18 protein-coding genes are annotated in these 22,146 nt (G+C 72.0%); 7 read left to right on the forward strand and 11 right to left on the reverse strand.

Annotated elements, in window-relative coordinates; genetic code table 11:
* Positions 1 to 3 precede the first annotated feature (3 nt).
* The gene (rfbD, locus tag BJ984_RS17815) at positions 4 to 855 is read left to right on the forward strand and encodes a dTDP-4-dehydrorhamnose reductase (protein ID WP_179549152.1); all 852 of its coding nucleotides are present in this window, start codon (positions 4 to 6) and stop codon (positions 853 to 855) included.
* The gene (locus BJ984_RS17820) at positions 855 to 1,994 is read left to right on the forward strand and encodes a glycosyltransferase family 4 protein (RefSeq protein ID WP_179549153.1); all 1,140 of its coding nucleotides are present in this window, start codon (positions 855 to 857) and stop codon (positions 1,992 to 1,994) included. The genes rfbD and BJ984_RS17820 overlap by 1 nt, the downstream gene beginning before the upstream one ends.
* Before the next feature lie 338 nt (positions 1,995 to 2,332).
* Here the strand turns inward: BJ984_RS17820 and BJ984_RS17825 are convergent, their stop codons facing one another.
* Genes BJ984_RS17825 through BJ984_RS17850 form a run of 6 tightly spaced genes read right to left on the reverse strand, consistent with a single transcriptional unit; the run spans position 2,333 to position 8,768 of the window.
* A complete protein-coding gene (locus BJ984_RS17825; protein ID WP_246306489.1) occupies positions 2,333 to 3,709 on the reverse strand; it encodes an LCP family protein in 1,377 nt (458 codons plus the stop codon).
* Between the two features lie 16 nt (positions 3,710 to 3,725).
* Positions 3,726 to 4,226 carry a 5-(carboxyamino)imidazole ribonucleotide mutase gene (gene purE / locus BJ984_RS17830; protein ID WP_179549154.1) on the reverse strand — a complete coding sequence of 167 codons (501 nt, stop codon included), beginning with the start codon at positions 4,224 to 4,226 and terminating at the stop codon, positions 3,726 to 3,728.
* A gap of 56 nt (positions 4,227 to 4,282) precedes the next feature.
* On the reverse strand, positions 4,283 to 6,244 hold the full coding sequence (locus BJ984_RS17835; RefSeq protein WP_179549155.1) for a cell wall-binding repeat-containing protein: 1,962 nt from the start codon (positions 6,242 to 6,244) through the stop codon (positions 4,283 to 4,285).
* A gap of 31 nt (positions 6,245 to 6,275) precedes the next feature.
* On the reverse strand, positions 6,276 to 7,391 hold the full coding sequence (locus BJ984_RS17840; RefSeq protein WP_179549156.1) for a 5-(carboxyamino)imidazole ribonucleotide synthase: 1,116 nt from the start codon (positions 7,389 to 7,391) through the stop codon (positions 6,276 to 6,278).
* Positions 7,392 to 7,395: 4 nt separating this feature from the next.
* Positions 7,396 to 7,944 carry a PH domain-containing protein gene (locus BJ984_RS17845; protein ID WP_179549157.1) on the reverse strand — a complete coding sequence of 183 codons (549 nt, stop codon included), beginning with the start codon at positions 7,942 to 7,944 and terminating at the stop codon, positions 7,396 to 7,398.
* A gap of 29 nt (positions 7,945 to 7,973) precedes the next feature.
* The gene (locus BJ984_RS17850) at positions 7,974 to 8,768 is read right to left on the reverse strand and encodes a biotin--[acetyl-CoA-carboxylase] ligase (RefSeq protein ID WP_179549158.1); all 795 of its coding nucleotides are present in this window, start codon (positions 8,766 to 8,768) and stop codon (positions 7,974 to 7,976) included.
* A gap of 121 nt (positions 8,769 to 8,889) precedes the next feature.
* Between BJ984_RS17850 and BJ984_RS17855 the strand changes: the two genes are divergently transcribed.
* Positions 8,890 to 10,461, forward strand: coding sequence for an acyl-CoA carboxylase subunit beta (locus BJ984_RS17855; RefSeq protein ID WP_173184404.1), 1,572 nt, complete (start codon positions 8,890 to 8,892; stop codon positions 10,459 to 10,461).
* A gap of 51 nt (positions 10,462 to 10,512) precedes the next feature.
* Here BJ984_RS17855 and BJ984_RS17860 read toward each other — a convergent pair whose 3' ends face one another.
* Positions 10,513 to 13,035, reverse strand: a complete 2,523-nt coding sequence (locus BJ984_RS17860; RefSeq protein ID WP_179549159.1) for a bifunctional lysylphosphatidylglycerol flippase/synthetase MprF — start codon at positions 13,033 to 13,035, stop codon at positions 10,513 to 10,515.
* 50 nt (positions 13,036 to 13,085) lie between these two features.
* Between BJ984_RS17860 and BJ984_RS17865 the strand changes: the two genes are divergently transcribed.
* Positions 13,086 to 13,322 carry an acyl-CoA carboxylase epsilon subunit gene (locus BJ984_RS17865; RefSeq protein ID WP_179549160.1) on the forward strand — a complete coding sequence of 79 codons (237 nt, stop codon included), beginning with the start codon at positions 13,086 to 13,088 and terminating at the stop codon, positions 13,320 to 13,322.
* A 216-nt stretch (positions 13,323 to 13,538) separates the two neighbouring features.
* Here BJ984_RS17865 and BJ984_RS17870 read toward each other — a convergent pair whose 3' ends face one another.
* The 4 genes from BJ984_RS17870 to BJ984_RS17885 form a co-directional block, all read right to left on the reverse strand.
* Positions 13,539 to 14,591 carry a hypothetical protein gene (locus BJ984_RS17870; protein ID WP_179549161.1) on the reverse strand — a complete coding sequence of 351 codons (1,053 nt, stop codon included), beginning with the start codon at positions 14,589 to 14,591 and terminating at the stop codon, positions 13,539 to 13,541.
* Positions 14,588 to 15,793 (reverse strand): sensor histidine kinase, encoded by a 1,206-nt coding sequence (locus BJ984_RS17875; RefSeq protein WP_179549162.1) that lies wholly within the window; start codon positions 15,791 to 15,793, stop codon positions 14,588 to 14,590. The genes BJ984_RS17870 and BJ984_RS17875 overlap by 4 nt, the downstream gene beginning before the upstream one ends.
* Positions 15,783 to 16,430: a response regulator transcription factor gene (locus BJ984_RS17880; protein WP_271206607.1), complete on the reverse strand. Its 648-nt coding sequence runs from the start codon at positions 16,428 to 16,430 to the stop codon at positions 15,783 to 15,785. Before BJ984_RS17880 ends, BJ984_RS17875 begins: the two co-directional genes overlap by 11 nt.
* Positions 16,431 to 16,566: 136 nt before the next feature.
* The gene (locus tag BJ984_RS17885; RefSeq protein WP_179549164.1) at positions 16,567 to 17,940 is read right to left on the reverse strand and encodes a class I SAM-dependent RNA methyltransferase; all 1,374 of its coding nucleotides are present in this window, start codon (positions 17,938 to 17,940) and stop codon (positions 16,567 to 16,569) included.
* Positions 17,941 to 18,034: 94 nt separating this feature from the next.
* Between BJ984_RS17885 and BJ984_RS17890 the strand changes: the two genes are divergently transcribed.
* The 3 genes from BJ984_RS17890 to BJ984_RS18985 all read left to right on the forward strand — a co-directional run bounded on the left by BJ984_RS17890 (position 18,035) and on the right by BJ984_RS18985 (position 22,103).
* Positions 18,035 to 18,739 (forward strand): Maf family protein, encoded by a 705-nt coding sequence (locus BJ984_RS17890; protein ID WP_179549165.1) that lies wholly within the window; start codon positions 18,035 to 18,037, stop codon positions 18,737 to 18,739.
* Between the two features lie 92 nt (positions 18,740 to 18,831).
* Complete coding sequence (locus BJ984_RS17895) at positions 18,832 to 20,616, forward strand: acetyl/propionyl/methylcrotonyl-CoA carboxylase subunit alpha (protein ID WP_179549166.1); 1,785 nt, start codon at positions 18,832 to 18,834, stop codon at positions 20,614 to 20,616.
* Positions 20,613 to 22,103 carry a Gfo/Idh/MocA family oxidoreductase gene (locus tag BJ984_RS18985; protein ID WP_179549167.1) on the forward strand — a complete coding sequence of 497 codons (1,491 nt, stop codon included), beginning with the start codon at positions 20,613 to 20,615 and terminating at the stop codon, positions 22,101 to 22,103. Before BJ984_RS17895 ends, BJ984_RS18985 begins: the two co-directional genes overlap by 4 nt.
* Positions 22,104 to 22,146: the final 43 nt, after the last annotated feature.

Genomic DNA, 22,146 nt, shown 5'->3' on the forward strand with positions numbered 1-22,146 from the left:
CCGATGACTCGCTATCTCATCACCGGGGCGGCCGGGATGCTCGGCCGCGACCTGCAGGAGGCCCTCGCGGGCCGCGACGTCGTGGCGCTCACCCGAGCCGAGCTCGACATCACCGACGCCTCGGCCGTGGCCGCCGCTGTCGCGGGCGTCGACGTCGTGTTCAACTGCGCCGCCTACACCGCGGTCGACGCGGCCGAGACCGACGAGGAGGCCGCCCGGCTGGTCAACGCCGTCGGGCCGGCCACCCTCGCCGCCGCCACCCGGGCGACCGGCGCGAAGCTCGTGCAGATCTCCACCGACTACGTCTTCCAGGGCGACGCCACGTCGCCCTACTCCGAGGACGAGCCGCGTGACCCGCTGAACGCCTACGGCCGCACCAAGGCCGGCGGCGAGGAGGCGGTGCTCACGGGCAACCCCACCGGCGGTTACGTCGTGCGCACGGCCTGGCTGTACGGCCGGCACGGGGCGAACTTCCCCGCGACCATGCTCCGGCTCGGCCGCGAGCGCGACAGCGTCTCGGTGGTGCACGACCAGGTCGGGCAGCCCACCTGGACCGCCGATCTCGCCCGTCAGCTGGTGCTCCTGGCCGACTCGGATGCTCCGGCCGGCGTCTATCACGGCACCAACTCGGGCCAGGGTTCGTGGTTCGACTTCGCCCGGGCGACCTTTCAGGAAGCCGGACTCGACCCTGATAAGGTCAAGCCCACGGACAGCTCGCAGTTTGTTCGTCCCGCCCCGCGTCCCGCGTACTCCGTGCTCGGGCACGACGCGTGGTCCCGAGCGGGATTGGAGCCCATGCGAGACTGGCGCACCGCGTTGCACGAGGCGGTGACCTCGGGAGTTTTTGGAGAGTAATGGCCACGCTGCGGGTAGTCGTCGACCAGCTCGTGGCTCCGGTCCCGGGCGGCATCGGCCGGTACACGCTCGAGCTCACCCGGCAGCTGATAGCCACCGCTCCCCGTGACTGCGACGTCGAGGGCATCGTCTCGGCTATCCCGCAGGCGACGGCCGACTCGCTCTCCTCGCGTCTGCCCGGCCTCGCAGGGCTGCACCGCGCCACCCTGCCCCGGCGTGAGCTCGCGGCGGCCTGGCAGCACGGCGTCATCGGCTCCTCGGGCTCGGGCATGGTCCATGCCACGAGCCTGATGGCGCCGCTGCGCAAGCACGACCGCCGCGCCGACATCGGCACGCAGACCGCCGTCACGATCCACGACGTCGTGCCCTGGACGCATCCCGAGACCCTCACCCCACGCGGCGTCAGCTGGCACCGGGCCATGGCGAAACGGGCGGCCCGCTACGCCGACGCCGTCGTCGTGCCGACGCACGCGGTGGCCGAGGAGCTGTCGCGGCACTTCCGCTTCGGCGACCGCCTGCGCGTCATTGGCGGCGCCGTCAGCGACGAGCTGCGGCTGCCCGCGAACCCCGCGGCGCGCGCCCTCGAGCTCTCACTCCCCGACGAATATTTGCTCGCCGTCGGCACGCTCGAGCCGCGCAAGGGGCTCGCGGCGCTGATCGAGGCGCTCGCTCTGCCGGCCACCGGCTCGCTGCCGCTGCTGATCGCCGGCCCCTCCGGGTGGGGCGACGTCGACGTGGCGTCCGTCGCCGCCGCGGCCGGGGTCGACCCCGCGCGGGTGCGCGTGCTCGGCTTCCTCAGCGACACCGACCTCGCGCTCGTGCTCGAGCGCGCCACGGTCTTCGTCTACCCGAGCCTCGCGGAGGGCTTCGGCCTGCCGCTGATCGAGGCCTTCGACTTCGGCACGCCCGTCATCCACGCCGACGTGCCGGCGCTGCTCGAGGTCGCCGACGGCTCCACGCACGTCGTTACCCGCACGACCCCCGCGGAGTATCCGGGGCAGCTCGCGGCCGCCATCGCCGACGTCGTCTCCGACGCGGCGCTGCGCACCCGCCTCTCGATCTCGGGCCTCGACCGTGCCCGCGCCTTCTCCTGGCGCGACTCGGCCGAGAAGGTCTGGCAGCTCCACGCGGACCTGTAAGTAGCCGCGCCGCCGCCTCTGCGGCGCGGGCAGCACGCGGTGCCGCCGTCGCGCGAGCGGTCCCCAGCCGCGCCGCCGCCTCTGCGGCGCGGGCGACACCCGGTGCCGCCGTCGCGCGAGCGGTCCCCAGCCGCGCCGCCGCCTCTGCGGCGCGGGCGACACCCGGTGCCGCCGTCAGGCGTCCGTGGCTGCGCCGCGGCCGTGCGGCGCCGGTACCGCCACCGGTCACCGTGTACGGCCCGTCGCGTCGTGCCCGCCCGCCTGCGACCTGACACAACTCGTGGCAGGTCACCCCCACCCGACACAACTCGTGGCAGGTCGGTCGGGGTCGGAGGGGGCTACTGGGCGGCGGAGTCGGTCGCCGTCGAGAGGACGAGGGCGTCGGCGACCGTCTGGTGCACGACGTCCCAGTCGGGGTTCTCCGGGTCGATCAGGGGCGGCGTCATGTCGACGCGGTCGATCGGAAGCTCCTTCGTCTTCATCGCGAGGTCGATGAAGTACGACAGGGTCGACTGCGGGATGTCCGTCTGCACCACCTGGGTGCCCGCCTCCACGATGCCCTGGAACTTCGTGAGGACGTTCACCGGCTGGAACTGCTGCAGGATGGCCGTCTGCAGCTCGCCCTGCCGCTGCATCCGGTCGTAGTCGCTCGTGGTGTGCCGGGAACGCGCGTACCAGAGGGCCGTGTAGCCGTTCATGTGCTGCTCGCCGGGCCAGATCCAGCCCTCGATCTCGTTGCCCTCCTCGTCGCCGCCCATGGGCAGCGCCTCGGTGACGTTGATGTCCACGCCGCCGAGCGCGTCGATGAGGTCGGAGAAGCCCTGCATGTCGATCATCACGTAGTACTGGATCGTGATGCCCAGGGCGCCCTCGATCGCATCCTTCGTCGCCTCGACACCCGGGTTCGAACCCTCGGCCTCGGCGTTCGGGTACAGGTCCTGGTCGAAGGCCTCGACCCGCGGGTAGAGGAAGCTGATCTGGCAGTCGCTGCCGCAGTCGTAGCTGCCGTCGGGAGCGTAGTCGCTGCCGATCAGCGGCGAGTCGGCGACGATCGGCACCTGCTGCAGATCGCGCGGCACCCCGATCATCGTCGCGCGGCCCGTGTCGGCCTCGATCGACACCACGGTCATGCTGTCGGGCCGCATGCCGTCGCGGTCGGGCCCGGCGTCACCGCCGAGCAGCAGGATGTTGTACCGCCCGTCGACGGGAGGTTCGGCCGCGGCCTGCGCCGAGAACACCGAGTTGAGCCCGTCGGCGGCCACGTTCGCGTACCAGGCGCCGGCTGCCGCGACCCCCGAGGTGCCCACCAGCAGCAGCACGGAGAACGAGGCCAGCCACGGCCGCGCCCGCTCCCCCACCCGCACGAAGCGCACGAGGCGGAGAGTGTCGAGGGTCAGCACGATCCACAGCACGGCGTACGCGATCAGCACCACCTGCACGAGCAGCAGCGGGATCGGGTTCGTCGCGATCGAGAAGATCACCTGCGGCCAGATCAGGTAGATCACGAAGCCGACCACGGCGATCGCCCAGAGGCTGAGCGTGAAGTACAGCCCGAAGCGGCCGAGCTTGCGGTTGCCCGCGAGCACCTGCGCCGAGCCCGGGATGAGCACGTTGAGCACCACCAGCCACCACCCGCGTACGGTCATGGCCTTGGGCGAGGTGGTGTCCGGGTACCGGATCGGGCTGACGGTCGCGCTGCCGTTCATCGTGGTCATAGGCGGGTCTGCGTGGTCATAGGCGGGTTTGGAGGTTTTCGTTCTTCTGCGCGACGAGCTCCGAGAGCTCGGCGCGATAACGGTCGAGGGCGTCGGCAAGCCCATCATCACCGGTCGAGAGAATGCTGACAGCGATGAGAGCGGCGTTCTTGGCACCACCGATCGACACGGTGGCGACCGGGATGCCCGCCGGCATCTGCACGATGGAGAGAAGTGAATCGAGACCGTCGAGGCGGGCCAACGGCACCGGAACCCCGACGACCGGCAGTGTCGTGACGGCCGCGATCATCCCGGGCAGATGCGCCGCCCCGCCGGCCCCGGCGATGACGACCTTGAGCCCGCGCTCACGCGCCGTGCGCCCGTACTCGATCATGGCCTCGGGCGTGCGGTGTGCCGACACGACGCGCACCTCGTGCGGCACGCCGAAGTCCTTCAGCACCTGCACGGCGTCGCTCATGACGGAGAAGTCGGAATCCGACCCCATGACGACACCCACGACGGCTCTCTCTTCGGGCATGCCCCCATCGTAGAGTCGCTCCCGCCGGCTCCTGCGGAGCGGCGCGCTTGCATGGCTCAATCGGGTAGGTAGCTTTCGAGCTGGGTCTTCACGGTTTCCGAGACCGCGTTGGGACCGCCGAGCAGCACGATCCGATAGGGCGCCAACCGCTCCAGCTCGGCCGCGACCGGCCCCGGGACGCCGTCCTTCGTCACCAGCAGCACCGGCGCCCCGCCGACGATCGCCGCCGGCCCGCCTGCGAGCGCATCCGGGAACGCCTGCCCCGACGCCACGTACACCGTGTACGTGTGCGGCCGGAACGACCTCTTCGACGCCGCCGCCGCCACCGCGAACCGGTCCGGCCCGTCGATCCGGATGACCGTCGCCTGCTTCTCGACCTCGGCGACGACCGCGGCGCTGACCGCTTGCTCCCCGCCCAGCACGTACACGTACTGCGCCTTCAACCGCCCGATCTCCGTCCCCACCGCGGTGGGGAGCGCGTTCTTCTGCGTCAGCAGCACCGGCCCCTTCTCCCGCCCCGTCAACGGCGACGCCGACAGCGCGTCCGGGAAGGTCTCCCCCGACGCCAGATACGCATAGGTCGCCCCATCCGGGAACGCCTTCGCCGAGATCGCCGCCGAAACCGCGAACCGATCCGGCCCGCCGATCCGCGACACCGGCCCGAACTCCCCCAACGCCCTCTCCACCCCGGCGCTCACCGCGGCAGTCCCGCCCAGCACCACGATCCGCCCCGGCCGCAACCTCCGCAGCTCGTCCGCCGTGGCCGTCGGCACCCCGTCCCGCGTCACCAGCAGCACCGGCCCACCCGCCAGCCCGGCCGCCGCCGCCCCGCTCAACGCATCGGCGAACACCTCCCCCGACGCCACGTACGCCACCGGCGCCGCTCCCGACTCGAACGTGTCCCGCGACACCCCCGCCGCCACCGCGAACCGATCCGCACCGCCCACCCGATCCACCGCCGGCAACGGACTCACCCGCGGCTCGAGCAGCAGCACCTTCGACGACACGGCGTTCTGAAGCCCGACCAGACGATGGCTCGCCCGATCCACGACCATGTCGCCGAAATAGTCGGTGGGTCCGACGGGGCCAGCGCCGAGGGTGGTGAGATTGTCACCGCGAAGTGCCACGATTCCGGCCGTGTCCTCAGCGGCGTTGACGACATACACCACGTGGCGGTTGGGATCCCCGACGAGGTCGGACATCGGGCTCGCGAACGATTCCGACACGGCCGTCCGGATCATGGTTGCCGTATCGAATATCTGGATCTCAAAGCCGAAAGCTGCCTTGCCCGCCACCGCCAGCCGCCCGTCGATGATCCGGACGAGCGACGGCGCGCCCTCGAGCTGCGACCTGGTCCACGACCCGTCCGGCTTGATCGCGTCGAGGGAGGAATCGTCGGCGTTCGCGACGTAGGCGGTCTGCGTCGCCTGGTCGACGGTGATGTCCCGCGGTCTCACACCGGTGGCGATGCTCTGGTTCGAGCCGTCGTCGAGATCGACGATGCTGACGTTGCTCGGCGACACGTTCGCGACGAAGACACGGTGGGACTTCTCGTCAACCGCAAGAGCTGTAGCCCCTCGCCCACCTGTCGCGACGCGGGAGACGACCTTCATCGACGCGGAGTCGACCACCACGAGTTCGTCAGCCCCTGAGCTGTTGTCCACCACGTAGACCTCGTGCGTGTTTTCGTTGACCGTCAATCCGTTGATCCACCCGGCTGTCGTCCCGACGACGACGGTGCCGGCGGGAGTGAGCTCGCCAGCAGAGACGTCATACGCCCGAACCATCCGGTTACGCACGTCGAGGACGAAGGCCTTCCGGACGACGTTGTCTATTGCCAAGCCATAGAGCTCGTCGCTGCCGGGCTCGACGGTGTCGAGGACGTCGAAGCGGGCGCTCGAGCGCGCGGCATCGTCCGAAGCCGAGGCCGAAGCCGGGGCCGCCTCCGCCGACAGGGCTGCGCCAGAGAGCAGCGCGGCGACGACGGTGAACGAGAGCGCACGGAGGAGGGGCTTCATGACCCGATGCTACCGCAGAAGTGAGGTTATGTCAGGAGTCGAAGGCTGCGGCGGCCGCGCGGGCCTCGTAGGCGACCGTGGCGAGGTCGTCGCCCGAGACCGTGACGTGACCGATCTTGCGGCCGGGGCGCGGGGGCTTGCCGTAGAGGTGCAGCTTCGCCGTGGGCTGGGCCGCGGCGGCTGCGCGCAGCGGGGTGTCGAGGTCGCCGGAGGCGGGCCCGCCGAGGATGTTCACCATGACCGACCAGGGCGCCGTGTGCCCGGTCGCGCCGAAGGGAAGGTCGAGCACCGCCCGCAGGTGCTGCTCGAACTGGCTGGTGGTCGAGCCGTCGATGGTCCAGTGGCCGGTGTTGTGCGGCCGCATCGCCAGCTCGTTCACCAGGATGCGCTCGTCGAGCGTCTCGAACAGCTCCACAGCGAGCACCCCCGTGACACCCAGCGACTCGGCGATCGTGGTGCCGATCTGCGCGGCCACGGCGGCGAGCCGCGGCGACCCGCCCGGCGCCGGGGCGAGCACCTCGGCGCACACCCCGTCCCGCTGGATCGACTCCACCACGGGCCACAGCGTCACGTCGCCCGAGGGCCGGCGCGCCACGAGCTGGGACAGCTCGCGCTTGAAGTCCACGAGCTCCTCCGCGAGGAGCGGGTCGTCGCCGAACCAGTCCGCGACCTGCGCCGCCGACGAGACGACGCGCACGCCCTTGCCGTCATACCCGCCTCGAGCGGTCTTGACGACGGCCCGCCCACCGTGGGCGTCGATGAACGCGTCGAGGTCGGCGGAGTCGGCGACCGAGGCCCACGAAGGCACCGGTACACCCAACGAAGCGAGCCTGGCGCGCATGAGCAGCTTGTCCTGGGCGTACTGCAGAGCATCCGGCCCAGGATGCACGGCCACACCCGCCGCGACGAGCCCCTGCAGCACGGCCTGGGGCACGTGCTCGTGGTCGAAGGTGACCACGTCGACCCCCCTCGCGAACGAGAGCACCGTCTCGAGGTCGGTGTAGTCCCCGACCGCGGTCGCGGCGATGGACGCCGACATGCCCTCGGCCTCGGCCAGCACACGGATGTCGATCCCCAGCTCGATCGCCGGCGGGATCATCATCCGCGCGAGCTGTCCGCCACCGATCACACCCACACGAAGAGTCACGGATTCAGCCTAGCGGCGGCCCACCACCGAACGGGCCGGGGTACGACCCCGGGAACGCCGGCAGCCGCGACGGCGGCGGCGTGTGCTCGGTCAGCTCGTCCAGCAGCGCCGCCACGAGCTTCGCCGACGGCACGTCGTGCAGCTCGAGCGTCAGCTCCGACCCCGACTCCACCAGCACGTTCCCCGTGGCGAACGCCGCCTGCACCGGGTTCCGCCGCAGCCGCACCGCCGTCACCCGCGAGAGCCAGAGGTCGTGCCGGTGCCGGTTCACGAGCCCCCGCCGCGCGATGATCCGCCGCGTCGTGATCGTGTACCGGTGCCCGAGCCAGACGAGGAACGGCAGCAGTGTGCCGACCACCACGAGAAGAACAGCACCGCCCAGGGCGGCCTGGTTCTGCCATTCCTCCGCGAACCGCCCGCCGAACCAGCCGTACGCCGTCGCCGTCGCGAACAGCAGCAGCACGGGCACCGTCAGCCGTCGCGCGTGCGGCCGCACCCGGGCGAGCACGAGCTCCCGAGGCGGCTCGACGGTCGTGGGGTCGGGCCGGGACATCCCGCCATTGTCACCCCCGAAGGCCCCGATCAGCCGTCGCGGAGCCGGAGGTGCGTCACATCGCCCGCCGCGACCACGAGCGGCGAGCCGTCGTCGGTGGCGACCACGAGCCGTCCGTCGTCGTCGATCGCGGTCGCCGTCCCGGTGCGCACGGCCCCGCCCGGCAGCTCGACCCGCACGGCCCGGCCGAGGGTCGCCGACGTCGACGCGAGCTCGTCGAGCAGCCCCGAGTCGCGCGCCGATCCGCCTGCCGACTCCCAGGCCGAGAACAGTGCGACGAGCTCGCGCAGGTACGCCGAGAGCACCGCATCCGCACCCAGCGACGACGCCGGCGCGCCCGCCAGCACGAGCGACGTCGCCGTCGGCACCGGCAGCTCGTCGGCGGCCAGGGTCAGGTTGATGCCCGCCCCGATCACGAGGCCCCGAGCATCCGGAAGCAGCTCACCCAGGATGCCCGACACCTTCGACCCCCCGATCAGCACGTCGTTCGGCCATTTCAGGGCGACCGGATGCCCGGGCAGCAGCCCCGCGACGGCGCGACGCACCGCGGCCCCCGCGAGCAGCGGCAGCGTGCCCCAGAGCGCCGTGTCGGCGCGGGGCCGAAGCAGCACCGACACGGCGAGCGCCTTCCCCGCCGGAGCCGACCACGTGCGCCCGAGCCGCCCCCGCCCGCTCACCTGGTCGTCGGTCGCCACCACGGCGAACGACGGCCACGCCGCGGCGGAGGGTCCGGAGGCGGCGAGCACCAGCACCTCGTTCGTCGACCCCGCCCGCTCCATCCACTCGAGGCGCGGGACGAGGGCACGGGAGAGCGGCAGATCCATCCCCCCAAACTACGGCCTGCCACCGACAGCCCGGGTTTCTGTAGCTTTCGTCAACCGAAGAGCCGTAGGGCTGGCCGGTAGAGTGAACCGCGTGAGTGAAGACGTGACGACGCAGCCCGATATGTACACCACGGCGGGCAAGCTGGCCGACCTGAAGAACCGCTATCACGAAGCCGTGACCGCGTCGGGCGAGGCGGCCATCGAGAAGCAGCACAAGCGCGGCAAGAAGACGGCCCGCGAGCGCATCGAGCAGCTGCTCGACCACGGCTCCTTCGTCGAGATCGACGAGTTCGTGCGGCACCGCACGCACGCCTTCGGCATGGAGAAGTCGCGCCCCTACGGCGACGCGGTCGTCACCGGTACGGGCACGATCCACGGCCGCCAGGTCGCCGTCTACGCGCAGGACTTCACCATCTTCGGCGGCTCGCTCGGCGAGGTGGCCGGCGAGAAGATCATCAAGGTGATGGACCTGGCGCTGAAGACCGGCGTGCCCATCATCGGCATGCTCGACTCGGGCGGCGCGCGCATCCAGGAGGGTGTCGTGGCCCTCGGCAAGTACGGCGAGATCTTCCGCCGCAACACGGCGGCGTCGGGCGTCATCCCGCAGATCTCGATCATCATGGGCCCGGCGGCCGGCGGCGCGGTCTACTCCCCCGCCCTCACCGACTTCGTGATCATGGTCGACAAGACCAGCCAGATGTTCGTCACCGGCCCCGACGTGATCAAGACGGTCACCGGCGAAGACGTGGGGATGGAGGAGCTCGGCGGTGCGCTCACCCACAACAGCATCTCGGGCGTCTCGCACTACCTCGCGAGCGACGAGGACGACGCGCTCGACTACGCCCGGGCCCTGCTCAGCTTCCTGCCCCAGAACAACCTGGCCGAGCTGCCCGAGTACGACAGCACCCCCGAGCTCGAGATCACGGATGCGGACCGCAAGCTCAACACCCTCATCCCCGACTCGCCGAACCAGCCCTATGACGTGCACACCGTGATCGAGCACCTGGTCGACGACGGCGAGTTCCTCGAGACGCAGCCGCTGTACGCACCGAACATCGTCGTCGGCTTCGCCCGCATCGAGGGCCGCTCGGTCGGCATCGTGGCGAACCAGCCGAACTCCATGGCCGGCACCCTGAACATCGAGGCCGGCGAGAAGGCCTCCCGCTTCGTGCGGTTCTGCGACGCCTTCTCGATCCCGATCCTCACGCTGGTCGACGTGCCCGGCTACCTGCCCGGCACCGACCAGGAGTGGACGGGCGTCATCCGCCGCGGCGCCAAGCTGCTCTACGCCTACGCCGAGGCCACCGTGCCGCTCGTCACCGTCATCCTCCGCAAGGCCTACGGCGGCGCCTACATCGTGATGGGCTCCAAGCAGCTCGGCGCCGACATCAACCTGGCCTGGCCGACCGCCGAGATCGCCGTCATGGGCGGTCAGGGCGCGGTGAACATCCTGTACCGCGGAGAGATCAAGCGGGCCGAGGAGGCCGGAGAAGACGTCGCGGCGGTGCGCACGAAGCTCGCGAACGAGTACACCTACAACGTGGCCTCGCCCTTCCTCGCGGCCGAGCGCGGCGAGCTCGACGGCGTCATCGAGCCGGCGGCCACCCGCGTCTCGGTCATCAAGGCCCTGCGCGCCCTGAAGACGAAGCGCGCCTCCCTGCCCCCGAAGAAGCACGGCAACATCCCCCTGTAGGGGCGGTGCTGCGGCCAGGCGCCGCGACACGCCCTACCGCCGCGGCACGCCTTACCGCCGCGGCACCAGCGTGCGCACCAGCGCCACCGTCTCCTTGGCGCTCATCGACGGCAGGTACGCCCTCCCGATCGCCCCGCCGATCGACGGCAGCCCGAGCGGGTCGGGGTAGGCCATGTAGATCGTCGAGTACGTCGGGTTGAACTTGGACTTGAATTTGAACAGCGACGAGAAGCCGTAGGCCGGCTCGAGCGTGCGGGCGAGGAAGTCGCTCAGCTCGGTCATCACGGTCGGCGCCGGCGGCTCCGATCCCTTCGGCACGGGAGCCTGGGCGAGCGGCGCCCCCGAGAGCGACAGCACCTCGACCCCGAGCTCCTTCATGTGCAGCGCGGCCGAGGCGATCAGGAACTCCATGGTGCCGCCCATGGACTCGTCGGCGCGGCGCATGAAGTCGAGCGTGTAGCCGACGGCGCGGCCGTCGCGGTACACCGGCAGCCAGCTGGTCACGGCGGCGATGCGCCCCGTGGAGTCGAGAGCCAGCATCAGCGCCACGTCGGGGTCCTTGATCTCCTCGAGGGCGCCGAGCGTGAAGCCCATCTCGGGCAGCTCCTTCTCCGAGACCCAGGCCTCGGAGATCGCGTTGATCTGCGAGACGTAGCTGCGGCTGAGTTCGTCGTAGGTGGTCCAGAGCGTGGTCATGCCCTCGCGGGTGCCGCGGTTCAGCGAGGAGCGCACGTTCTGCCAGGCCTTGCCCGTCATCTCCAGCGTCTGCGGGTGCATGAGCGTCTCCTCGCCGACGGACATGTGCTGCCACTCCAGTTCGTCGAACGCCGGCAGGAACTGCGCGTGCACGCTGTAGAACACGGGCGTCCAGCTGCGCGAGTCGCAGAACGCCACGAAGTCGCGCACCACGTCGCGCTCGGTGCCGGGCAGGCAGACCGGGTCGCTCATCGTGATGGCCACGTCGTTGATCACGCGGTAGGCGACGGCGGCGTCGCCCGTGGCGTTGAACCAGTAGACGTTGCCCGGCCAGGTCGTCATCCAGCCGAGCGTCCCGCCGCCGCCGCGACGCAGCAGGGCCCGGATGCGCTGGTGATCGCCGACGTTCACGCGCTGCTCGGTCGAGGCGATCAGCTGCAGGGACGCGACGGTGAACACCGCCCAGAACACCGGCCCGATCCACTGGAAGAGGAACGAGGCCACCCCGGCGGAGGGCACGAGCACGTCGCCCGTCACCCCGACGAGCGTGACCGGCAGGAAGCGCCGGGGCAGGTCGAACCAGAGGTCGACCACCGTGGTGTCCTTCGGCACGAACGTCTCGAGCGCGAAGCCGCCCACCACGAGGTAGGCCAGCGCGAGCACGGCCCCGCTGCCGGCCACCACGACCGCGAAGCGGATCAGCGCCTCGCGCGGCGCCTTCAGCGCGAAGCGGCGCCGGTTCACGAACAGCAGGATGGCGACGGCCAGCGGCACGGCGATGGTCGAGCCGCCCCAGACGATGTACTCGCCCACGTCGATCGCCTGCAGCGGCGTGTCGTCGACGGCGGCGTTCTGGCCGTCCGCGAGGGTCAGGATGAGGCCGAGGAACACGAAGGCCAGCACGATCATGGCCAGGTTCGTCACGATGCCGAGCCAGAGCGCGAACCGCCGGCCCTTGCGGAGGCCCCAGGCCGACACCAGCAGCAGCGCGAGAGGCACGAAGGTCTGCACGATCGGGCCGAGCCCGCCGAGTTCGGCGAGCCGCTTCACGTCGTCGCAGACGTCGGTGTTCGCGGTGGAGCAGAAGTCGTCGATGCTCGAGGCCGTCGGGAAGATGTCGCCGTAGAAGCTGCCGGCGAGACCGAAGGCGCCGCTGCCGTTCGGGTCGAGCCAGGACACCAGCGGGCCGACGGCGGTGATCAGCACGACGGCCGCGATCAGCACCCGCACCTCGCCGAAGGAGCTCTTCAGCCACACCACCCGGCGGGCGCGGCCGGAGACGTAGTGGCCGATCACGAGGCCGGCGATGCCCGCGATCAGGCGGTAGACGGTCGAGGTGTCGCCGACGTAGAGAGTGAACATCAGCAGGAAGCCGATCGACACCAGCCGCACCCGGCGCCGCCAGAGCGGCCCCATCAGCGAGCTCGACGCCAGCAGCGCACCGACGATCGGGGTCAGCGGGTCGATGGTCAGGTCGTAGCTCGTTCCGTCGGCCCACCATTCGCCGGCGAGCGAGCCGATCCACTGCAGCAGCACCCCGAGCGAGACGCCGAGGAGGCCGGTGACGAGGAAGACCAGCACGAGCCGGCGCCGGCCGAGCAGCCGTTCGGCCACACCGAGCAGCGTGAGTGAGGCCAGGATGCCCGCGGCGAGCTGGAACGGATCCCACGGGATGAACAGGGCCGTCACGATCGTCCACCAGTGGCCCATGTCGATCACCGTGGTGACGCCGGCGGCCCAGGTGTCCTCGGTGACCTCGGAGGGCGGACCGAAGAAGGTGCCGGCGAGGAGCGAGGTGACGAGGATCAGGACGGCGAAGCCGATGCTGACCGGGATCGTGGCGAGGTACCGCCCGAGGAAGGTGAGTGCCTTGCGCATCAGCGTCGGTCGCCCTTTCGTGGTCCGGCTTCTAATGTAGCCTCGACGGTGTGGACGAATCGACTGACTTCGCGGCCGCCGAACCCCCCTTCCGGGTGGTGACGCGCGGCCTCAGTGCGGGTGAGCTCGCCGCGGTGACGGTGGTCGTCGAGGCCGCCGTGCAGCAGGAGCTCGAGCAGCTGCAGTCCGAGCCGACGACCTCCACGACGGCCTGGCAGCGCAGTCAGCGCTCCCTGCGCGCGCCGCTCGAGCCCGGCCCGGGCGCCTGGCGCTCGTTCTCCGCCTGAGCCACCTGCACGAATCCTGTACGTCAGCCGAACGCGTCGGCGAAAATGTCCACCGAAATGACGACTGTGCAGCCGGGAAGCGCTCGGCAGGATGGTCATGCTAGGTGGTGCTCTCCGGAGCGGCATCGCGCCGGATGCGGGTCGACTAGGGTAAGCGGGCTCGCATTCCGGGGGCGAGTCAGGGCGGTATTCGGGTTATCGTCCTGACTCGAAATCTCAACCGGGGGCCGAGTCATCGGCCCCCGGTTCTTTTTCGTCCCCGGGCGTGCGCGGCACCTCGAGCCAGAGCTCGAGCGTCGGCTCCTCCTCGTCCGTACCCGCCGGCTCGGCCGCGTCGCGGAGCCCCACGATGGTCACGGCCACCTCGTCGTCGGGCCGCGCCGTGCGCACCACCAGCCGGTCGGCGGTGCTGTCGCCGATCTGCTGCGCGATCACCGCGGTCACCCGCGCGTGCTGGTGCCGGTCGAGGTCGTCGATGCCGCCGTCGTCGAGCAGCGTGACCTCGACGCCCCGACGCCGGGCCTCGAGCACCTCCTGCCGCACCCGGTCATCCAGCAGCCGCCGTCCGCGGATCTCGTCCCGCATCGCGGCCTCGAGGTGCAGGCACTCCCGCCGCTGGTCCGCCGAGAGCCGCCCCTCGGCGGCGATCACGGCTCGCAGCATCGGGGCGACGACCCGGTCCATCTGGCCGAGCCGCACCCGGCGCTCGGAGAACTCCGCCTCCTCCTGCGCCTCCCACTCGGCGGCGCGCTGCTCGGCGAGCTCGAACAGCCGGGCGTCCCGGGTCGCCCGCACGATCGCCATGGTCGCCGCCTGGCCGATGCCGACCCAGATCGGGCCGCCGATCACCCCGAGCTCGGGCAGCTGCAACGGGTCGCGGGTCCACAGCAGGATGCCCAGCACCATCACGGCGATGCCGGTCCACGCGAACAGCGCCCGCTGCCGCACGACCGTGATCGTCATCAGGGTGCCGATGGCCCCGATGATCCAGGTCGCGTAGCCGTTCTCGGCGTCGGGGTCGAGCTGGGGCAGCACGAGGATGAGCGACACCGCCGAGACGGCGACGTTGCCCGCGGCGATGCCCACGGGCATCCGCACCGATCGCAGCGGGAACAGGCTGAGCGCCGTGGCGACCGTGTAGAGCACCATCGCCACGACACCGGGCCAGGGATTCGAGGGCACGTCGAGCGCCGAGACGCCGAGCACGAGGTGGAACGACGAGAAGATGGCGGCGAGGCCCACCAGCAGCAGCCGCGGGATGGCGATCATGCCAGCGGCTCCTCGGCCCGCACCGCGCCGGGCGCCCACTCGAGCACCACGACCGTGCCGCCGCCCGGGGTCGACCGCACGCTCGCCGAGCCGCCGACGGCGTCGACCCGTTCGCGGATGGAGACGCGCAGGCCCAGCCGGTCGGCGGGCACCGCGTCGGCGTCGAAGCCCTGCCCGTCGTCGCTGATCACGACACTGAATCCGGATGCTCCCCAGCAGTGCACCCGCACGCTCCGGGTCACGCCCTGCTCGCCCGCGTGCTGCACGCTGTTCGACACCGCCTGCACGGCCGCGCTGTAGACGCCCTCGAGCACCCGCGCCGGCACCGGCTGCCCGATGTCGCCCTCGGCGTGGAAGGACACCTCGGCCGTGATGGTGCCGACCAGTGCGCGCAACCGCTCGACCAGGCTGCCGAGCGGGCGGTCGCCGCCGAGCTCCGACTCCGCGTCGGCGCTCTGCAGCGCCACCAGCGCCTGTTCGGCCATGGCGACCACGCGGCGCCGGTCGTCGGGGCCCTCGGCCCGGGCGGCGGCGAGCAGGGTCGAGAGCACGCGGTCGTGCACGACGGTGTCGACCCGGGTGCGCTCCTGCTCGGTGGCGTGCCGCTTGGCCGCCTCGGCGTAGCGGCGCACGGCGGTGCGCTGGGCGTCGTCGACCCCGCCCGCCGCCGAGCGCAGCCCGGTGTTCACGATCACGAGGAAGGCGCCGAGCACGAGCGAGTACACGGTGTCGAGCAAGGCGATCAGCACCGGTGCCCCGCCGCCCGCGGGGAGCAGGCGCAGCGCGAAGAAGAGGCCGGGCACGGCGATCGCGTACACCACGGCCCAGGGGGTCGGCAGGGCGTTCGCGGCCGCCCCCACGGCGACGATCACGATGTACCACAGCCACGGCTGCACCCCGAGCGCGGCCTCCGGGCTCCGCACCGCGAACGGCCAGAGCAGCAGGGCGAGCACGAACGCCCCGGCGAACAGGGTCATGCTGATCCGGATGCCGCGGCCGACGAGCGAGGTCACGAAGCAGGCGGCGATCAGTCCGAAGAGCACGACCGCGATGCCCCAGCCCCACTCGGGCTTCAGTGTCGACGACGAACCGGCCAGCACCGGTATCGACAGCAGCGCGAAGGCGAAGCCGAACAGCCCCTGCAGGCGCGACAGCACCAGGTCGATCTGCGCCCGGCTGAGCGGCACGCTGCTAGCCGACATGCCCGTTGTCGTCGAGGGCCAGGATGCCGTCCTCCACCGCGCGCCGCAGGAGCTCCACCTTCGACCGCGCCGGGCGCCCGACCTCGACGTACTTCGCCCGCACCCGGTCGAGGTACTCCTTGGCGGTCGAGACCTTGATGTTGAGCTTCAGAGCCACCTGCGACAGCGGCAGTCCGGAGGCGTAGAGGTGCAGCACGTCCCGCTCGCGCTGGGCGAGCTGCGCCTTGCCGAACTCCGGGTCGGCGTCGATGGCGCTCGCCCACTCGAGGTTGTTCAGCACGTCGCCGCGCGCCACGGCGGCGATCGAGGCGATCACGGTCTTGGTGGCGGCCGACTTCGGGATGACGCCCGCGGCCCCCGCGGCGAGCGCCTCGCGCACGAGCCCCACCCGGTCGGCGATCGAGTGCACGAGCACCGAGGCGCCCATCGAGAGCGCGTGCTGCACGTTCTCGGTCACCGAGAAGCCGTCCCCGAGGCTGAGGTCGAGCACGACGACGTCGCAGCCGCGGCCGGCCAGCGCCACCCACAGCTCGCTCACCGAGGCACTGGTGGCGACGACCTCGAAGCCGGCCTCCTGACAGGCGGCCCGGATGCCCAGCCGCACCGACTCGTGGTCGTCGACGATCGCGACCCGCACGGCGGGGACGGCGGCGGCCGGGGCGTCGCTGCCCGCATCCGTCGTGGTCGGCTCGTTCTCGTCGTGCACCGTCACCCCTCGCGAAGACTGACCCCATCCTAGGACGGGGCCGGAGCGGGCCGCGCCCGGGCCCGCCCTAGGAGCGCACCAGCACGCCGACCGTCTCGAGGTGATGGGTGTGCGGGAACAGGTCGAAGGCGCGCACCCGGTCGAGCTCGTAACCGGCCTCGCCGAAGAACGCGACGTCGCGGGCGAAGGCCACCGGGTCGCAGGCGACGTAGACCACCTGGGCCACGCTCAAGCGGGTGAGCGCCCCGACGACCTCCTTGCCGGCGCCGGAGCGCGGCGGGTCGATCACCATGGTCGCGGCGGCCAGGCGCCGCTTGTCCTCCGCCGAGGCGTCGCGCTCGAGCTCGGCGAGGTAGCGGTCGACGCGGCCGGTCACGGCGAGGGCGCCGATCCACTCCGAGAGGTTCTCGGCGGCGTGGTCGGTGGCGGTCGCCTCGCTCTCGACGCTCGTGATGCGGGTGGCCTGGCCGAAGCGGTCGGCGAAGGCGGCGGCGAGCAGGCCGACGCCGCCGTAGAGGTCGTGATTGGCGGCGCGCGGGTCGACGAGGTCCTCCCGCGTCAGCTCCTGCACCGCGCTCGTCAGCACCTGGGCGGCCGAGCGGTGCACCTGCCAGAAGCCGTTCTCGGCCAGGCGGAACTCGCGGTCGCCCACCCGCTCGAGAATGGTCGCGGGCTTCTCGGCGGGGGTGCTGCTGCGCTCGCCTGCTCCGGATGCGCGGCCACCGCCACGGCCTCCCCGGCCTCCCGCGTTCCGCCCGCCCTGGCGTCCCCCGCGGCGGCCGTCTCCGCGTCCGCCCGACTTGGACAGCTCCTCGGCGACGAGCGAGACCCGCAGCTCCCCGTCGGCGGTCTCGACGAGGTCGACGGCGGCGGCGCCCTGACCGCCGAGCTCCAGGGCTCCGGCCACGCCACGGGCCTCGGCCTCGATGGCCTCGGTGGCGAGCGGCAGGGAGTCCACCGGCACGATGGTGTGCGAGCGCGCGGCATAGGGGCCGATGCGTCCGCCGCGGCCGACGTGCAGGCGCACCCGGCTGCGCCAGCGGGTGCCGTCGGCCTCACCGGGCACGGCCTCGACCTCGACCGGGCGGTCGATCCGGCCGAAGCGGGCGAGTGCCTCCGTCAGCACCTGGCCCTTCAGGGCGCGCTGGCGCTCGAGGGCGATGTGCCCGAACTCGGCACCGCCGGCGCGAGCGGAGGGGTCGCGCTCGAGCGCCGCCGCGGCCCAGACGTGGGGCACCCGGTCGGGCGAGGCCTCGAGCACCTCGACGGTGTCGGCGCGCCAGAACGACGACTTGGCGTCGACGACGCGGGCGAGAACGCGCTCGCCCGGGATCGCGTCGGCGACGAAGACCACGCGGCCCTCGTGCCGGGCGACGAAGACCCCGCCGTGGGCTACATTGTCGATGGTCAGCTCGAGGAGCTCGCTGTCGGTGTCAGGCATCATCCGAGCATCCCACAGCTGGCTGTGACGAGGTCGACGCCTGAGACGACATCGCCGCCCGTGACGAGCGACCACCCAGCGAAAGGCGTGCCGGATGCGGCTCTACCTGGCCTCCACCTCCCCCGCCCGGCTCGCGCTGCTGCGCCAGATCGGTATCGAGCCGGTCGTGCTGCCCTCGGAGGTCGACGAGGACGCTGCGGTCGACGCCGAGAACGCGGCCCGTCTGGCCTCCGGCCGGGCGCCGCTGACGACCGCGGAGCTGGTGCAGCTGCTCGCCGAGGCCAAGGCCGAGGCGGTCGTCGCGGCCCTGGCGGCACTGCCCGTCGAGCAGCTGCCGAACGGGGAGCCGGTCGACGGCTTCGTGCTCGGTGGCGACTCGGCCTTCGAGCTCGACGGCGTCGCCTACGGCAAGCCGCACCTCCCCGGGGTCGCGCGCGAACGGTGGATCGCCCAGCGCGGCCGCACGGGGGTGCTGCATTCCGGACACTGGCTCGTCGACCACCGCGGCGGGCGGCGGCAGGGGGCGGCCGGACGCACCGACCAGGCCGAGCTCACCTTCGCCGACGACATCGCCGACGCCGAGATCGAGGCCTACGTGGCCTCCGGAGAGCCGCTGCTGGTCGCCGGGGCGTTCACCATCGACGGGCTGGCGGCCCCGTTCATCCGCTCGATCACCGGGGCGCCGTCGGCCGTGATCGGCATGTCGCTGCCCGTGCTGCGCGATCTGCTCGCCGGCTTCGGGGTGTCGTGGACGGAGCTCTGGGGTCCCGGCTCGGGCGCGCATCCTTCATCGAACTGAGCCGCATTTGTAGGGTCGGCACCTGCCTGCCGGGGCATTTTTGTCCGCACATGCCAAATCGGCGATGACGGGCGGCAATAAGCTAGGTCACTATGCCCCGTATCTCCAAGGTCCTGATCGCCAACCGAGGCGAAATCGCGGTCCGCGTCATCCGGGCCGCTCGAGACAGCGGGATCGGCTCCGTGGCCGTCTACGCCGACCAGGACCGCGACGCGCTGCACGTGCAGCTCGCCGACGAGGCCTACGCGCTCGACGGCACCACCAGCGCCGAGACCTATCTCGTGATCGACAAGATCCTCTCGGTGGCCCGGCGCTCCGGCGCCGACGCCGTGCACCCGGGCTACGGCTTCCTGGCTGAGAACGCCGACTTCGCGCGCGCCGTCATCGACGCCGGCCTGATCTGGATCGGCCCGTCGCCCGAGGCCATCGAGAAGCTCGGCGACAAGGTCTCGGCCCGGCACGTCGCCGAGAAGGTCGGCGCCCCGCTCGCCCCCGGCACCATCGACCCCGTCACCGGCGCCGACGAGGTGCTCGAGTTCGTGGCCGAGCACGGCCTGCCGGTCGCCATCAAGGCGGCTTTCGGCGGCGGCGGCCGCGGCCTCAAGGTCGCCCGCACCGTCGAGGAGGTGCCCGAGATGTTCGACTCGGCCACCCGCGAGGCGATCGCCGCCTTCGGCCGCGGCGAGTGCTTCGTCGAGAAGTACCTCGACCGCCCCCGCCACGTCGAGACCCAGTGCCTCGCCGACGCCCACGGCAACGTCGTCGTTGTGTCGACCCGCGACTGCTCGCTGCAGCGCCGGCACCAGAAGCTGGTCGAGGAGGCGCCCGCGCCGTTCCTCAGCGCCGAGCAGAACGAGCTGCTGTACAGCGCGTCGAAGGCCATCCTCAAGGAGGTCGGCTACCTCGGTGCCGGCACCTGCGAGTTCCTCGTCGGGCGCGACGGCACCATCTCCTTCCTGGAGGTGAACACGCGCCTGCAGGTCGAGCACCCCGTCTCCGAGGAGGTCACGGGCATCGACCTGGTGCGCGAGCAGTTCCGCATCGCCGAGGGCGGTGTGCTCGACTACGCCGACCCGGAGCCCCGCGGCCACTCCTTCGAGTTCCGCATCAACGGGGAGGACCCGGGCCGCTCGTTCCTTCCCTCGCCCGGCCCCGTGCACGTCTTCAAGCCCGCCGGCGGACCCGGCGTGCGCGTCGACTCGGGCGTGCAGGCCGGCGACGTCATCTCCGGCTCGTTCGACTCGCTGCTCGCCAAGCTCATCGTCACCGGCTCCAGCCGGGAGGACGCCCTCGAGCGCGCCCGTCGCGCCCTCGACGAGTTCGAGGTCAACGGCCTGCCGACCGTTCTCCCCTTCCACCGCGACGTCGTGCGCAACGAGGCCTTCGCCCCGGCCGACGGCTCGCCGTTCTCCATCTACACGCGCTGGATCGAGACCGACTACGTCAACCCGGCCGAGCCGTGGAGCGGCTCGCTCGAAGACGCCCCCGTGCCCGCCGAGCGCCGCACGGTCATCGTCGAGGTCGACAGCAAGCGCGTCGAGGTCGTGCTGCCCGAGACGCTCGTCTCGGCCGGCGCCCGCGCCGGAACCGGCGCCTCGCGCGCCGCGGGCGCGCCCCCGCGCCGCCGCGGTGCGGCCGTCGGCGGCGTCTCGTCGGCCACCGGCGACTCGGTGAAGGCCCCCATGCAGGCCACCGTCGTCAAGATCGCGGTCTCCGACGGCGACACCGTCGTCAAGGGCGACCTGGTGCTCGTGCTCGAGGCCATGAAGATGGAGCAGCCGATCACCGCCCACAAGGACGGCACGATCACGAACATCGCCGCCACCGTCGGGGCCACCGTCTCGTCCGGCCACGTGCTGCTCGACATCTCGGCATGACCGCCGGCGCCCCGCGCGAACCCGTGATCGGCGTCGTCGGCGCGGGGTTCCACGCCACGACGAACATCCTGCCGGCCCTGGGGCTGGCAGGTGTGCCCCTCGCCGCGCTGGCGACGCGCTCGGAGGCCGGGTCTCGGGCAGCGCTCGCGCGCTTCGGCTCGGACGGGGCGGCGTACGACTCGGTCGAGGCGCTGCTCGCGCATCCGGGGCTCGACGGCGTGATCGTCGTCGCCCAGCCCGCCGATCAGCTCGCGATCACCCGCCGGGTGGTCGACGCCGGCCTGCCGGTCTTCGTCGACAAGCCGCTCGGCCTCACCGCCGCCGAGGCGCGCATCGTCGCCCGGGCCGCCGACGCGTCGCAGGCCGGGGTGCAGGTGGGCTTCATGAAGCGGCACGCCCCGGTCTACCGGCAGCTGCGCGGGCTGATCGACGACGGCTCGCTCGGCGCGCTGCGCTCGTTCTCGGTGCAGTTCGGTTGCGACTCGACGCCGTTCTGCCGCACCGAGGCGGAGTTCGTGACGCTCGCGGCGATCCACCTGATCGACCTCGCGCGCTTCCTCTTCGGCGAGGTCGCCACTGTGCACGCCGTCAACAGCGGCTCGGGTGCCCACGTCGCCCTCTCGGTCACGCTCGGGTTCGCCTCGGGCGTCGCGGGCACCCTCGAGCTCACCGGCCTGCCCAGCCGCGCGAACGAGGTCGAGAGCGTGCGGGTGCTCGGCGACACCGGCTTCGCCGAGACGACGGATGCCCACACCCTCCGCCTGCACCGCACCGCCGCCGCCCCGGCCGACCTCGCGCCCTCCGTCGCACCCGCCTCACCCGCACCCTTCGGTCCCGCCTGGGGCACGCTGGCCGAGGCCGACGTCGTCCTGCACCCCGCCGAGAGCGCGATGTCGGGCATCGGCCGCGACCTGCGCCTCCGCGGCTTCGTCGGCGAGCTGCGCACCTTCGCCGACGCGGTCGCCGCGGGCACCCTCTCCCCCGACGGCGCCTGGGACAACGTCGCCACCATGGACCTCTGCGACCGCATCCTCGCGTCCTCCGCGGCGAATCGCGCCGCCGCGCTCACCCCCGGCGGCGCGGCCGCGCTCGTGCCGCTGGTCTTCGGCGACCCGGGTGACTTCCGCGACGAGATGGTCGCGCGCATCCGCTCGGGCCGCAAGACCGGCAGCAGCACCCTCGCCGCGGCCTACCCGCTGACCGGCGCTCCCGTGCCGCACGTCGGCGAGCGTCGCGCGCTGCTCGCGTCCGACGGCAGCCCAGCGGCCGTCGTCGAGTACCTCGAGGTGGCCGAGACCACCCTGGCCGCGGTCACGCCCGAGCTGGCGCTCCACGAGTCACCGTCGGTCGAGTCCTGGCGCGAGGTCCACCGCGACTACTTCGAGACGCTCGTCGAGCCGCTCCGCGCCCACCTCGCCGACCCCAGCTGGACGCTCACCGACGACACCCCCGTCATCGCCACCGTCTTCCGCGCGATCCCGCTCTAGCCCCCGCGTCGCATCCTCCGACGGCGACCGGCGGCGGCGACCG

Origin of the sequence: Herbiconiux flava (assembly GCF_013409865.1) — a bacterium.
GTDB lineage: Bacteria > Actinomycetota > Actinomycetes > Actinomycetales > Microbacteriaceae > Herbiconiux > Herbiconiux flava.